10 protein-coding genes are annotated in these 14,300 nt (G+C 65.2%); 2 read left to right on the top strand and 8 right to left on the bottom strand.

The genetic code is table 11. The annotated features are described in order from the left end of the window. Positions 1 to 6 precede the first annotated feature (6 nt). From VMT65_RS33260 to VMT65_RS33230, 7 genes are read right to left on the bottom strand one after another with little or no spacing between them, the layout of a single operon-like run. Positions 7 to 633, bottom strand: a complete 627-nt coding sequence (locus VMT65_RS33260) for a hypothetical protein (RefSeq protein WP_326312643.1) — start codon at positions 631 to 633, stop codon at positions 7 to 9. A 20-nt stretch (positions 634 to 653) separates the two neighbouring features. Next, positions 654 to 2,324, bottom strand: a complete 1,671-nt coding sequence (locus tag VMT65_RS33255) for an ABC transporter family substrate-binding protein (protein ID WP_326312642.1) — start codon at positions 2,322 to 2,324, stop codon at positions 654 to 656. A 19-nt stretch (positions 2,325 to 2,343) separates the two neighbouring features. Beyond that, positions 2,344 to 4,011 (bottom strand): ABC transporter family substrate-binding protein, encoded by a 1,668-nt coding sequence (locus VMT65_RS33250; RefSeq protein WP_326312641.1) that lies wholly within the window; start codon positions 4,009 to 4,011, stop codon positions 2,344 to 2,346. Between the two features lie 48 nt (positions 4,012 to 4,059). Then, positions 4,060 to 5,724, bottom strand: a complete 1,665-nt coding sequence (locus VMT65_RS33245) for an ABC transporter family substrate-binding protein (RefSeq protein ID WP_326312640.1) — start codon at positions 5,722 to 5,724, stop codon at positions 4,060 to 4,062. An 11-nt stretch (positions 5,725 to 5,735) separates the two neighbouring features. Then, positions 5,736 to 7,613, bottom strand: coding sequence for an ABC transporter ATP-binding protein (locus VMT65_RS33240; RefSeq protein WP_326312639.1), 1,878 nt, complete (start codon positions 7,611 to 7,613; stop codon positions 5,736 to 5,738). After that, the gene (locus VMT65_RS33235; protein WP_326312638.1) at positions 7,610 to 8,536 is read right to left on the bottom strand and encodes an ABC transporter permease; all 927 of its coding nucleotides are present in this window, start codon (positions 8,534 to 8,536) and stop codon (positions 7,610 to 7,612) included. The genes VMT65_RS33240 and VMT65_RS33235 overlap by 4 nt, the downstream gene beginning before the upstream one ends. Beyond that, the gene (locus VMT65_RS33230) at positions 8,536 to 9,510 is read right to left on the bottom strand and encodes an ABC transporter permease (protein ID WP_326312637.1); all 975 of its coding nucleotides are present in this window, start codon (positions 9,508 to 9,510) and stop codon (positions 8,536 to 8,538) included. Before VMT65_RS33230 ends, VMT65_RS33235 begins: the two co-directional genes overlap by 1 nt. Positions 9,511 to 9,771: 261 nt before the next feature. Between VMT65_RS33230 and VMT65_RS33225 the strand changes: the two genes are divergently transcribed. Next, positions 9,772 to 10,572: an HAD family hydrolase gene (locus tag VMT65_RS33225; protein WP_326312960.1), complete on the top strand. Its 801-nt coding sequence runs from the start codon at positions 9,772 to 9,774 to the stop codon at positions 10,570 to 10,572. Here the strand turns inward: VMT65_RS33225 and VMT65_RS33220 are convergent, their stop codons facing one another. After that, the gene (locus VMT65_RS33220; protein WP_326312636.1) at positions 10,573 to 12,744 is read right to left on the bottom strand and encodes an N-acetylmuramoyl-L-alanine amidase; all 2,172 of its coding nucleotides are present in this window, start codon (positions 12,742 to 12,744) and stop codon (positions 10,573 to 10,575) included. It lies immediately after the preceding gene. A gap of 319 nt (positions 12,745 to 13,063) precedes the next feature. Between VMT65_RS33220 and VMT65_RS33215 the strand changes: the two genes are divergently transcribed. Next, a partial coding sequence (locus VMT65_RS33215) for a SpoIID/LytB domain-containing protein (RefSeq protein WP_326312635.1) occupies positions 13,064 to 14,300 on the top strand: 1,237 nt, incomplete at its 3' end.

Below are 14,300 nucleotides of genomic sequence, written 5' to 3'. Positions count from 1 at the left end.
TTTGGATCAGGTGGGGTCGGAGCCGCGGATGGCGGTCAGCCAGGTCGCCACCGCCGCGGCGACCAGCGTCGCGACCACGAAGGCAATCCAGCCCCCGCCCGAGGCGTATACCCACAACAAGCCCGCGAACGGCCCGACAACGGCCGCCTGCGCGTCCAGCAGCAGCCTGCGCCCAATCCCGGTGCGGCCCAGCGCCTCCGGATCCGGCCGCGCTGGATTGTCGATCAGCTTGCCCACCGGCTCCGAATCACGCAGCCGCCCGGACGGATACATCCGAACCCCACCAACAGACACCGCCCGCCCCTCCAATACGGCCGTGTCCTGCGTCAACGTCACCAGCACCGGATCGAAAAACACCGGCAGCCAACGGTTCTTACCGCCGACAGTGAACTCCAACCACGACCGACTCACCAGTCGATGCTGCTGCCGCACCCGCCGCACGGCCACCTCGCGACCGTCCTTCGGCAACCCGGCCGGAAGCAGACCACTTGCGACGGCGAACCGAAACCCTGTGTAGCCCAGGATGATCAAGGAGATAGTCCCGAGCATGGCGATCTGATCCGCATCGGCGAACGGGACCCAGACGAGCGTGATCGCCAGTGTCCCGATCGTGACGAGTGCCGGGTAGGACAAGGGATGTCGCCACCAAGGGGTCACTTAAGGAAGCCGATCTTGGTGTAGTCCTTGTCCGCCATCCCGAACGCGCCGTAGTTGGCGACGTCCTTGCGGACGGCGTAGGTGCCCGCGGGCTGGTTGAACGGCACGGACCACACCTCGTCCCAGATCATCTGGTCGGCCTTGTTGGCAAGTGCGATCGCCTTGTCGGGATCGAGTTCGGCGACCGCCTGATCTATGACGGCATTGAGCTCCGGCGACCCGATCCGCGACTTGTTGCCGAGCCAATTCCTCGGGTTGTAATAGAACAGCTGCTTCAGAATCCCGATCGGAAATGGTGTTCCACCGATACTCCATTGCGCGAGATCGTAGTTGCCCGGGTCGATCACATTGGTGAACAGACCCTGTCCCGGAACGGTTTGAATATCGAGCTTGGCCCCGATCTTCTGGAAGTCGGCCTGGATGATCTTGGCGTCATTGACCCAGGCGTCCTGCTGGTACATGACGTCGCGAATGACCAGCTTCTTGCCGTCCTTTTCGCGGACATCGCCATTGCGGATCCAGCCGAGTGCGTCGAGCTCCTTGGCGGCCTGATCCAGATTGAAGGCGAATGGCGCCGAATTGTCCTGGTAGCCCTTCTGTCCCACGACGTAGACGTGGTTGCCCAGCGCCTTCGGATTGTCGACCACCCCGTGCAGGAAGGTCTCCACGATCGTCTGCCGATCGATCGCCTTGGCCAGGGCCTGGCGCAGTTTCACATCCTCGAGGATGGATCCGGGCGCGCCATTGAACGCGATGAAGGAGTAGCCGGGTGGCGGACTGCGCCGAACTTCGACACCCGGCGAATTCCGTGCGGTGGTGACGCCCTCGAGTCCCGAGGCCTGGGCAATATCTAGCTCGTTGTTCTGAACGGCGGGCAGCATGGCGCTGTAGTCCAGAACACTGAGGGTGATGGTGTCCAGCTTCGGCGTATCGCCCCACCATTTGGGATTGCGGCCCAGGGTGATTCGATTCTGGGTGCGGTCGATGTTCGTGATGACGAACGGTCCGGCGCTCACCGGCAGCGTGTTGCGTGCCCAATCATTGAGGGCCCGAGGCGATTCGGTCGCGGCCTTCGGGTAGAGCGGTGAGAACAGGCCCTTCCACTCGCCGTACGGTTGCTTGAAGGTGACGACCGCCTGTCGGTCGTCGACGCCGCGCTCGACCGTGCCGATGCGGTCGTAGCCATCGGTCGACGATACGAGATAGGCATTGTCGGAGCCGTTCTGCGCCTGGAATTCCGACCGCAGATCCTCCCAGGTGATGGGACTGCCGTCGGTCCACACCGCCTTGGGATTGATGGTGTAGGTGACCACCTGTGGATTGGTGCCGGTCAATTGGACATCGGTGAAGTAGTTCTTGTCGATGCTCAATTCACCTGCCGCGTTGGCGATGAAGGGGGAGCCCAAGAGCGGACCGATCACACTGGCGGTATCACCGGTAGTCCCGTCCACGTGCAAGTAGTTGAACGACTCCGGGAAGGAGGTCAGCGGCAATCGAAGATTGCCGCCGTCCCTCAGATCGGACACGGGATGCGGATTGATGTCGCTCGTGGTGCCGAGTTCCCCACTGCCGGCAGCACCACCGTTGTTCGAACTACACCCGGACACCACCAATCCGACCGCAACCACCGGGATCGCGAGTCGGATCAGGGTGGAAGATGTCCGCATAACCGCTCCCTTCGTCGAGTTACTTGAGGAAGCCGACCTTGGTGTAGTCGGGGGTAGCCAGACCGAAGGCTCCCCAGTTCGCCAGATTGACGCGGACGGCGTGGGTGCCGGAGGCCTGGTTGAAGAGCATGGAATGCCCCTCGTCCCAGATCATCTTGTCCGCCTTGTTGGCGAGTTCGATGGCCTTGTCCGGGTCCAGCTCCGCAATGGCCTGGTCGATGAGCGTGTTCAGTTCCGGGGACCCGATATGGGACTTGTTGCCCTGCCAGTTGTTCGGGTCGTAGTAGTAGAACTGCTTGAGCGCGCCGATCGGCAGCACGCTGGTGGACCGGCTCCACTGCGCGAGGTCGTAGTTGCCAGGATCGATCACATTGGTGAAGAGGCCGGTACCGGGGACGGTCTGGATGTCCATCTTGACGCCGATCTTCGCGAGGTCGGCCTGGATGATCTTGGCAGTGTTCACCCATTGGTCCTGCTGGTACATGACGTCCCGGATGGCGAGTTGCTTGCCGTCCTTCTCGCGCACATCACCCTTCATGACCCAGCCGAGGGCATCCAATTCCTTGGCGGCCTCATCCAGGTTGAACGCGACGTCCTGCGAGTTGTCCTGGTAGCCCTTCTGACCATCGATGTAGACGTGGTTGTTCACGGTCTTCGGGTTGTCGACGATGCCGTGCTGACCGGTGTTGACGATGGTCTGCCGATCGATCGCCTTGGCGATGGCCACCCGCAGCTTCTGGTCCTCGAAAATAGAGCCGTGTGCTCCATTGAATGCGATGAAGCCATAGGTCGGTTCCGCCGCGCGCCGGATCTCGACGCCGGGCGCCTGCTTGGCCCCGGTGACGGCTTCGAGCCCGGAAACGTAGGCCTCGTCCAGCTCATTGTTCTGGATGGCCGGCACGGTCGCCGTCGAGTCGAGCACGCTGAACGTGATCGTATCCAGCACCGGCTTGTCGCCCCACCACTTGGGGTTGCGTCCCAGCGTGATTCGATTCTGGGTCCGGTCGATGTTGGTGATCATGAACGGTCCCGCGCTGAGCGGCAGCGAGTTGCGGGCCCAATCGTTGAACGCGGCCGGTGATTCGGTGTCGGCCTTCGGGTAGAGCTGCCCGAACGCGCCCTTCCACTCACCGTACGGTTGACTGAAGGTGACCACGGCCTGACGGTCGTCGACGCCGCGCTCGACCTTGCCGATGTGGTCATAGCCGTCGGTGGAGGCCGACTGGTACTCGTTATTGCTGCCGTTGTTGGCCTGCCACTGCGACTTCAGGTCCTCCCAGGTGATGGGAGACCCATCGGTCCACACCGCCTTGGGATTGATGGTGTAGGTGACGACCTCGGGATTGGTCGAGGTCAGTTGGATATCGGTGAAGTAGTCGTGATTCACCGTCAGCTCGCCGGCGGCGTTGCTGTTGAACGTGTACGGCAGGGTCGGACTGACGACGTCGGCGGTGTCCTGCACATTGCCGTCGACGTGCAAGGCGTTGAACGACGCGGGGAAGGAGGACAAGCTCAACCGGAGGTTGCCACCCTCCTTCAGGTCCGAGACCGGATGTGGGTTGATCGCATTGGTGGTCCCCAGCGCCGCCGTCCCGCCCTCGGTGGAGCTGGAACTACACCCGGTCACAACCATCCCGAGCGCGACCATCGGGATCGCGAGTCGAATCATGGTCGAACGTATCCGCATGGACCGCTCCTTCCGCCGAGACGGCTGTTGTCTGTTTCGGGCGGGGCCCTATTTCAGGAACCCGATACTGGTGTAGTCGTACGAGGCCAGCCCGGGTGATCCGAAGTTGGCCAGCTCGGACCGTACCCCGAAGTTGCCCTCGTCCTGGATCAGCGGCAGTGAGTGGCCCTCCTCGAAGACCTTGCGGTCGACCTGATTCGCCAGCTGAATGGCCTTGTCGGCGTCGACTTCCGACAGCGTCTGGTCGATGAGAGCGTTCAGCTCCGGCGATCCGACGCGCCCGTAGTTGAGCTGCATGTCGCCGGGGTACAACCCGAACAGCTGCGGGAGGCTGCTGTACACGAAGGCGTCGCCGGAGAGGATGAACTGCGCGACATCGAAATTGCCCGTCTGCATGACATCGGTGAAGAAGCGCTGCGGACCATGGGCGTCGATGGTCATCTCGATACCGATCTTCCCCAGGTCCTGCTGAATCAGTTTGGCGACCTGGAGGTGAGTGTCGTTCTGGACAAAGACGTCCCGAATGACCAGCTTCTTACCGTCTTTGAACCGGCCGTCGCCCTGCTTCACCCAGCCGGCCGCGTCGAGTTCCTTCGCGGCGGCCTCGGGATCGAAGCCGGGCGCGTTGTCCTGGTATCCGTGCTGTCCGCGCAGGAAGACCTCGCTGTTCAGCGGCTGCGGCTTGTCGACGATGCCGTTCTGTAGGGTGTCGGCGATTCGCTGCCGGTCGATGGCCTTCGAGATGGCCACGCGCACTTGCTGATCGGCGAGGATAGATCCCGGTGCGCCATTGAACGCGAAAAACCGCCACCGATTCCATGCGGCGTGTCGGACAGTGAGGCCGGGCACCGAGCGGACGTTCTGCAGATCGGGCAGGGTGCGCAACAGCGCCGCGTCGAGTTCGTTGTTCTGCAGGGCCTGCGTCCACGCATCGGCGTCCAGGACACGGAAGGTCACGGTGTCGAGTTTCGGGGTGTTGCCCCACCACTTCGGATTGCGGGCCAGGGTGATCAGTTGGTTGGTGCGGTCGATGTTCTGCAGCAAGAACGGTCCCGCGGATACCGGGAGCCCGTTGACCAGCGACTTGTTGAACGCCTCGGGGGTCGCCGTCACCGCCTTGGGGTAGAGCATGGAGTTGCCCGACAGCTGGCCGCGCCAGTCCGCGTAGCCCTTGTCGAAGGTGATGACGGCCTGACGATCGTCCACCCCGCGCTCGATCTTCGCCACCCGGTCGAAGCCGTTGCTGATGGCGATCTGGAAGTCCTTGTTCTTTCCGCTCAGCGAATTGCCTTCGGAGGCAATGTCTTCCCAGGTGATCGGAGTTCCGTCGGACCACACCGCCTTGGGGTTGATGGTGTAGGTCACCACCTGTGGATTCGTGGACGTCAGCTGGACATCGGTGAAGTAGTCGTGATTGACGCTGAGATTGCCGGCGGCATCGGTGTTGAACGCGCGGGGCAGCATGAAACGCTCGATGTCCGCGTAATCGCCGTCGTTGCCATCGATCTGCTGCGCGTTCCAGTTGACCGGAATCTCGGGTGTCGGCAGCCGGAGATTGCCGCCGTCCTTGATGTCGTCACGCGGATGCGCATTGATATCGGCCGTCATGCCCAGCGCACCGGTTCCGGCCGGTGCCGACGTATTGCTACTGCATGCCGCCAGCGTCATTCCGCTCGCGAGAACCAGTGCGGTGCAGGCTAGTCCAATCCGCATCCGACACCCTCCTATTGGGTTGCCACCGGAACCGGCACCGCATCGATCAGTGCGCGGGTGTATTCGTGCTCCGGACTGGCGAAAATTCGTTCCGCCGGACCGTATTCGACGATCTGCCCGCGGTACATGACCGCAATGTCGTGGGCAAGATTACGCACCACGGACAGGTCGTGTGAGACGAACAGATATGAGAGCCCGCGCTCGGTCTGCAGGTTGCGCAGCAGGTTCAGCACACCGGCCTGGATGGAGACGTCCAGTGAGGACACCGGTTCGTCGAGGACCAGCAACTCCGGGTCGAGGGCCAGGGCACGCGCGATATTGATGCGCTGCTTCTGCCCGCCCGAGAAGTCGGCCGGGTAGCGGTCGGCGTGCTCGGGGCGCAGGCCCACCTGCTCCAGCAATTCTGGTACACGCCGGTTGATTTCGTCGCGCGAGCGCCCGTCGATGCGCAGCGGTTCGGCGAGCGCGTCCGAGATGGGCAGGCGGGGATCCAGCGACGCGGACGGATCTTGGAACACGATCTGCATCTTGCGCCGGATCTCCCGACGCTGCGTCTGGGTGAGCCCGGCGACATCGTGCCCGAGGATCTCGATGCTGCCACCCTCGGGGCGAACCAGATCCATGATCTGGGTCAGCGTCGTCGACTTGCCGGAACCGGATTCGCCGACCAGCGCCAGCGTCCGGCCCGCGCGGACCTCGAAGCTGATGCCGTCGACGGCTTTGACCTCGCCCATCTTGCGCTGGAACACCACGCCCTTGACGATCGGAAAGGTCTTGCGCAAATCGGTGACCCGCATGACCACCTGCGAGGCGTCCACGGCCGCAACCTCTTCGGGCGGCTCGATATCCTCGCGGTAGGCCGTGAACAGGGCCGTCGTACCCACCTCGGCGGTACGGATGCAGGCGGCGCGATGCCCGGGACCGGTGTCCTGCAACGGGGGTTCGGCGGCGCGGCAGTCGTCGATCGCGACCGGGCAGCGCGGCGCGAACGGGCAGCCCGGTGGCAGCGCGTGCATGGCGGGTGGAGTGCCGACGATGGGGATCAGCGGCCGACGGGCCGGACCGTCCATGCGCGGGATGGAACCCAGCAGGCCGACCGTGTACGGCATCCGCGGCGCGGTGAAAAGTTCCTGCGCCGGAGCGGTTTCGACGATCCGCCCGGCGTACATGACGGCCACGCGGTCGGCCAGCGTCGCCGCGATGCCCATATCGTGGGTAATGAAGATGACCCCCGCGCCGGTGATATCGCGTGCTTTGCGCAGCAGACCGAGAATTTGCTTCTGCACCGTCACGTCGAGCGCGGTGGTCGGCTCGTCGCAGATGATCAACTCGGGATCATTGGCGATGGCCATGGCGATGACCACGCGCTGACGCATACCTCCGGAGAATTCGTGCGGAAAAGCCCTGGCGCGCTGGGCCGCGTCCGGAATGCCCACCAGTTCCAGCAATTCGACCGCCTTGGCGGCGGCTTCCTGCTTGCTCAGCTTCTTGTGCGCCAATAACGCTTCCGCGATCTGGTCGCCGACCCGGTAGACGGGGGTCAGTGCCGACAGCGGGTCCTGAAACACCATGGACACTTTGGTGCCGCGCAGCTTCGACATCTCTCTGTCGCCCAGCCCCAGCAGTTCCCGGCCGCGCAGCCGGATCGAGCCCTGCACGCGGGCCTGCTCGGGCAGCAGGCCGATCACGGCCATCGAGGACACCGACTTGCCGGAGCCCGATTCGCCGACGATGGCCAGCACCTCGCCGTCATTGACGGTGAAGTTCACTCCGCGCACCGCGTCGACCCGACCCTCCTCGCCCGGGAAGGACACCCGCAGGTCGGATACCTCCAGCAGCGGCGCGGTGGTCTTGGAACGCTCGATCGTCTCGGCCGAATCCTGGGTCATTTGTCGGCCTTTCGTGCCTGCTTGGCCCGTGCCTTCTTCGCAGTGGGGTCGAAGGCGTCGCGCAGTCCGTCACCCATGAGGTTCGCCGAGAGCACGATGATGACCAGGAACGCGCCCGAGAACATGAACGTCCACGGATAGGTGCCCGCGTTCTTGGAGTTGTCGCCGATCAGCGAACCCAGCGAGACGTCGGGCGGCTGGACACCGAAACCCAGGAAGCTCAAACCGGTTTCGGACATGACCGCGCCGCCGATCGCGAGCGTGGTGTCGATGATCAGGATCGAGGCGATGTTCGGGAGGATGTGCGTGGTGATGATCGTCCAGTTGGATGCGCCCATATACCGTGCGGCACGGACGAATTCCCGATCTCGCAGGGTAAGGGTCAGACCACGCACCATGCGGGCCGAGATCATCCAGCCGAAGACCGCGATCAGCACCACCAGCAGGACCACCGAGTCGTTGCCCTTGGTCTTCGGCGCGAACAGCGCGATGAAGATGAAGCTGGGTATCACCAGCAGTAGATCGACCAGCCACATGATGGCCCGGTCGGTCCATCCGCCCAGCAGACCCGCCACCGATCCCGCGGTCGTCGCGATGACGGCCGAGATGAGGGCCGCGCCGAAGCCGATCACCAGGGACTTCTGCAGGCCGTGCAGCGTCTGCGCCAGGACGTCCTCGCCCAGCGAGGTGGTGCCGAACCAGTGTTTTCCATTGGGCGGCTGCAGGTTCGCCGTGGTGTCGATGTCGTGGTACGAGTACGGCAGGAAATGCGGCACGGTGAACGCGATCACGAAAAGCAGGATCAACACCATCGCGGCGGTCACCGCGATCTTGTTGCGCAGGAACCGTCGCCACACCAGCTTCCGGCGTCCGGCCGCGGCGACCTGCGGCGCGCCCTGGACTATGGTTTCCACCTCGGTCATCAGACACGCACCCTGGGGTCGAGAATCGCGTACACGATGTCGGAGAGCAGACCCGACAACAGAATCACCACGCCCGCGAAGAGCGTGACGGTAAGCACGACATTGATGTCCTGGGAGTGGATGGAGTCCACCAGCCATTCACCCATGCCATGCCAGCCGAAGATCTTCTCGGTGAAGGTCGCGCCGGTGACCAGTCCGCCGAAGCCGTAAGCGAACAGGGTCGCCATGGGGATCAGCGCGGTACGCAGGCCGTGTTTGTACAGCGCACGGGTGCGGGTCAGACCCTTCGCGCGGGCCGTGCGAATGAAATCGCTGCCGAGCACGTCGAGCATCGCATTGCGTTGGTAGCGGCTGTAACTCGCCATCGCGCCCAGCGCCAGGCTGAGGGTCGGCAGCACCATGTGCTGGGCACGGTCCACGATCTGATTCCACAACCCGTGCACGGCCGTCGCCGATGTCTCACCGGTGTAGAGGAAGATCTGCTTCCCGGTGGACAGATTGATCTCGAGCGCACCGTATTTCAGCAGCGTCGCCAGCAAGAACACCGGAGTGGACAGCAGCAGCATGGACACGATCGTGCTGACGTAGTCGCTGAACTTGTACTGGCGGATCGCATTCGCCGCACCGATCAAGACACCGAGCGTGGTACCGACGATGGAGCCGATCAGCAGCAGCCGGAGACTGACCCCGACGCGGCGACCCAGCTCTTCCGTCACTGGCTGCCCGGCCATGGTCTTGCCGAAGTCGCCCCGCACCACGCCGCCCGCCCAGGACAGGTAGCGCAGCGGGATCGGCTCGTCCAGATGCAGTTCGGCCCGTTTCGCCTCGATCACCGCCTGAGGCGGGCGCGGCTTGCGCTGTTCCAACTGGTCCAGCGGGGTGAACGTGTACGCGCACACCGTGAACGCCAGGAACGACGCCAGTACCAGCAGCACGACATAGTTCAGCGCACGTCGCAGCAGAAAACCGGCCATCATTCCCTTTCGGGGTCGAGTACTGACCCCAGATCATAGGGACAGGAAACCGTAAACGCCGGGTACGTAGGGGAGATGCGACGGCAATCCGTGTGTTATCGGGTGTGGCGGGGCAGTGCCGGGGAGCCGGGGTGGGTGGGGGCGAGGGATCGTGTCCGAAAGGTCTCGTTTGTACGGCGGCGTCCGTAATCCACGGGCGCGGGGGTTGGGGCTCGAGGCAGGATGGAGTAGGTGACGCTCTTTCACCTGCCCAAACCCAAGATGGTTGCCTCCGATGTCGATGGCACGCTCATCGACCATGAGGAGCGGGTGAGCGCGCGCACCAAGGCGGCGATCGAGGCTCTCATTGCCGACGGGGTGCCGTTCGTGCTCGCCACCGGGCGGCCGCCGCGCTGGATCGATCCGGTGGTGGCCGGGCTCGGGTTCGCGCCGCTGTGCGTGTGCGGCAACGGTGCGGTGATCTACGACAGTGCGGCCGATCGGGTGTTGGATACGCGCACGCTGGATGTCGAGACACTCACCTGGGCCGCGGATCTGGCCGAGCGGCTGCTGCCGGGGTGCGGGTTGGCGGCCGAGCGGGTGGGGGTCAGCGCGCACGACGCGGCGACACCGCAGTTCGTGAGTTCGCCGGAGTACGAGCACGCCTGGCTGAATCCGGACGACACGCAGGTGTCGCGCGCCGAGGTCATCTCCGCGCCCGCGATCAAGATGCTCATCCGCCTACCCAGCGCCTCCAGTGGCGTCATGCGCGAGATCCTGGAACCGCATCTCACCGGCCGCGCCGATCTGACGTATTCGACCGATCACGGCCTCATCGAACTGTCCGCCCCCGGCGTCACCAAGGCGACCGGTCTGGCGACCGTCGCCCAACGCCTGGGTGTCCAACACAGCTCCCTGATCGCCTTCGGCGACATGCCGAACGACGTCCCCATGCTCCTCATGGCGGGCCACGGCGTGGCCATGGCCAACGCCCACCCCGAAGCCATCGCCGCCGCCGACGAGGTCGCCCCCGCCAACACCGACGACGGCGTGGCCCGCACCCTCGAACGCTGGTGGTCCTGATTATTTCCCGGGGACGGGGTCTTGGACGGCCCCGTAGTTGTTCAGGACCGTCGTGACAATTCCGGTGAGGCGGTTGAAGATCAGTGCGCCGTTCTGGAAATCGGCGCGCACGCCATCGGGCACGGGGTATTCATTGCTCGACGGGAGGCCGAGAATGCCCGCGCCCGCGCCCAATTGCAGGAAGCGCTCCAGGATCTTGCCGACCACCGAGAAGATCTGGCCGGACGGAGTCGAATACACGTAGCCATTCGTGAATTGCCCGTACTGGCCGCCGTCGGCCAGGGCGATCGGCTCCGTTTTCGGTTGTCCCAGTGGGCCGTTCGCGCCGCCCTGCTGGTCCCAGTACCGCGCCACCGGACTGCGGTCGAGCATGTTCAGGATCTTCTGGGTGAGATCCGCGAGGGCGGCCAAGTCGGCTTGATTGGACTGGTTGGCGTCGGGTGCGGGGGCCGGGGGCTGGGTGTTCCCGGCGTTCTGTCCGGGTCGGGCGCGCGGCGTTGTCGACTGCGGCGCAATCGAATTCGTGCCACCGGCGGCGTCCTCGGCGATCTGCCGGATCTTGTCCATCAGCGCGTAGGCGGCGTCACCGGGGCAGGTGGTGTTGCCGACATCGCGGTGGGCGAAGATGTTCGGCAGCTTGACCGCCTGTCCCAGAGCGTATTTCGTGTAATCGCTGCCCTCGGAGTACATGGTGGTCGAGCCCTCGGGGTCGATACCGGCCACCTTGGCGCGCCAGCCGATGTACTTGCCGATCGCCTGTATGGAGACGTCGGTCGGGGCCTCGTCCTCGTAGTCGCCCATGAGCGCGACACCGGCGGTATTGATGTTGAACCCGCCCGCGTGCGCACCCTCGACCGGGCGATCCAAACCGCCGTAGCGGCCCTCGAAGATCTGCCCGTACTTGTCGACCAGCGCGTTGTAGCCGATATCGCACCAGCCCAACGTCTTCGCGTGATAGGCGTAGATGGCGCGCACGATGCCCGCCGACTCGGCCTTGGTGTAGTCGTTGCGACCGGCCGTGTGGTGCACGGTGATCGCCGAGACACCGTCGTCGTAGGTGGGTTCCTCGCAGCGCAGCGACTCGTCCGCGCCCCACTGGGCCCGGGTGATCACCTTGGGTCCGCCGCCGGGCAGCGGGGCCGCCACCGAGGACAGGTTCTGGTCGATGCTGCCGCGGCCCGGATCGATCAGCACCGCGGCCAGTTTCTCCAGATTGATCTGCGCCGGATCGGCCGAACCGTCGTCCAGCGGCTTGGGTTCGGCGGGTGCGGAAACCGGCTTGCGGGTGACCAGCATCTGCACGGTCTTGGTATTGCCGACGTAGATCGGCTCGGTGCCCGTGCGCTTTCCGGCCACGGGATGGTCCTTGCCGTTCTCGGTCTCGGCGTCGTACCACGGGCCCCAGGTGCCGTCGGGGCGTTGCGCGCGAATCTTGGTGGTGGTGCCGACCAGGTCCGCCGCGGTGAGCGCGACCATGCTGAACGGGGTGTCCCGGGTCAACTCCTTGACCTGCGCGCCGACCTTGTCGATCAGGTCGTTGGGCACCGCGCCGGGGGACAGGGCGGGGGTGCGGAGATCGCCTTCGAGGCCGGGAACCGGGTGCGGGCCAGGGGCTTCGGCATTGTCGGCCGCCGGGACCTGGGCGTCGGGGGCTACGGCATTCTGCGTTGGGATGCCGGAATCTGTTGCGGGGGCCGGAGATTCGTTCCCTGGGGCGGCCGGTGGCTGTCCGGCGTCCGGGCCGGGTTCGGCGACGAAGCCCGGGGTTCCGGCTGCCGGACTGGTCGGTCGCGCAGATCCGGGGGCAGCGGGGCGGGCCGCGTTCGGCGTGGCCGCGGGGGCCGCGGGAGCTGTCGTGGTGGGAGTCGCGAGCCCGGCAATGCCCGGAGTCGCGGGTTGGCCGGTGCCGGGGACCGCGGGCCGAGTCGCGCCGGGCGTCGCGGGCCGGGTGGTGGCGGGCGCTTTCGCGTCGGGCTGCGCCGGATTCAGCCGCGGTAGGGGAATCTCGCTGGGTAGTTGGACGCCCGGAATGAGATTCGGCGGGATCGGAATCGATCTGGGTAGCGGCAGCATCCGCAGATCCGACAGGTGGAGGTCGGGCAGATTCAGGCCCGTCAGCTCCCGCAGCGGGAGCGTGATGTCGGGCGCCGAGTCGAGGGCGACTTCGGCCATTTGCGCAGGTATAGCTACCAGATTGCTCTCATCCGCGGGCCGGACATCCCGGGCATCACTCAGCGCGAGGATGCCAACCGGTGCGGCCAGGGCGAGGACGGTGACAACCGGGAGCGTTATGGCGTGTTTCGGTCTGCGATACGGCACGAGCATCTCCCATTCGAGGTAAATCCGTCTAACCGCGCCCGGGGTGCAAGCTTGCCACTCGGCGCATCAAGGATCACACTAGTCTCTACTGTCACATTCCCTGAACGTATGGTTGAGGCTTAGCTTTGGGTAACTCGAATGTAGCTTCGGCTCTCGACAGAACGGGTATGACATGCCGAACGGGTACCTAGCCCAGCGCCGAAAACGGCGCGGTCTGCTCACCCTGTCCCTGCTCGTCGCGGCCACCACCGGCGGCACCGCCCTGCTGCTCTGGGCCTGGCCCGACAACGCCTTCCACTTCACCGCGAATGCCGGTCACGGCCGCGGCCTGAGCCAGAACGGCGCGTTCGACAAGGCCGTCGAAGGCTGGACCGCCGATCGCATTCTGGCCAACTACTACTCCGGGGCCGAGTTCGCCGATATCGGCCCGACCACGGTCCGCGTCCGCCTCATGGAGCAGGACGACAAGACCCTCGACATCGCCTCCGATTCCGTCTTCTACGTCGCCGGTCGCCGCGTAATCCCCGGCCAGGCAGCGCATTTGACGCCCACCGCCACCGGTGCGGACGTCAGCATCACCCAGGGCTGCGACGGCAACAAGCTCTGGGAGGGCTCAACCGACGACCCCTGGGCCTACCCCGTCGCCGACGGCACCGACCGCCCCGCCAACGAACAGCTCGAAATCTGCGGCGGCAACGCCTATCGTGGCGTCCTCGGCGTGGCCCTCGACAACGGCTCACCCCGCACCGTCAACGACGTCGACCTCGAGGATTACCTGAAGGGCGTGGTCCCCGCCGAAATGGTCCCCGGCTGGGCCGACCAGGGCGGCACCGAAGCCCTCCGCGCCCAGGCCATCGCGGCCCGCTCCTACGCCCTGGCCGAACAGCGCTACTCCTACGCCCAAACCTGCGACACCACCGACTGCCAGATGTACCCCGGCACCGACAAGGAAGACCCCCGTACCACCGCCGCGGTAAAAGCCACCGCAGGCCGAGTCCTGGTGCGCGACAACCACATCCTCCGCGCCGAATACTCCGCGGCCCCCGACGGCGGCCTCCCCACCCCCGCCTCCGCCATGGAAGTAGGCCCCGCCCTCACCGACTTCCCCGCCGCCACCCCCACCCTCCCCGACCTCCTGACCCCCCAACCTCCCCAAACCCAGCCCACCCCAACGGAATCCGACCCAACAACCCCCACCACCCCGGATTCCACCACCCCCGACCCCACCACCCCGACCTACCCGGACGGCACCCAGGGCGTCGAAACCCCCACCACCCCAACCAATCCCACCCAAATCCGCCCCACCCCCAACAACCGAACCCGAGTGGGCATCCCCCTCCCACCTCTCCCCGCCCTGCCCAGTCCAGGCAGCTCCGACCCCAACTCGATGCTCTCGGACTCCCGCTGGG

The sequence above is a fragment of the Nocardia sp. CDC153 genome (genome assembly GCF_035818515.1).
Lineage (GTDB): Bacteria > Actinomycetota > Actinomycetes > Mycobacteriales > Mycobacteriaceae > Nocardia.
This window is presented reverse-complemented; position numbering and strand designations above follow the sequence as displayed.

Coding starts and splice junctions, on each gene's coding strand:
- VMT65_RS33255 (WP_326312642.1), bottom strand. CDS start 2,324: ATGCGGACATCTTCCACCCTGATCCGACTCGCGATCCCGGTGGTTGCG.
- VMT65_RS33250 (WP_326312641.1), bottom strand. CDS start 4,011: ATGCGGATACGTTCGACCATGATTCGACTCGCGATCCCGATGGTCGCG.
- VMT65_RS33245 (WP_326312640.1), bottom strand. CDS start 5,724: ATGCGGATTGGACTAGCCTGCACCGCACTGGTTCTCGCGAGCGGAATG.
- VMT65_RS33240 (WP_326312639.1), bottom strand. CDS start 7,613: ATGACCCAGGATTCGGCCGAGACGATCGAGCGTTCCAAGACCACCGCG.
- VMT65_RS33235 (WP_326312638.1), bottom strand. CDS start 8,536: ATGACCGAGGTGGAAACCATAGTCCAGGGCGCGCCGCAGGTCGCCGCG.
- VMT65_RS33230 (WP_326312637.1), bottom strand. CDS start 9,510: ATGGCCGGTTTTCTGCTGCGACGTGCGCTGAACTATGTCGTGCTGCTG.
- VMT65_RS33225 (WP_326312960.1), top strand. CDS start 9,772: ATGGTTGCCTCCGATGTCGATGGCACGCTCATCGACCATGAGGAGCGG.
- VMT65_RS33220 (WP_326312636.1), bottom strand. CDS start 12,744: ATGGCCGAAGTCGCCCTCGACTCGGCGCCCGACATCACGCTCCCGCTG.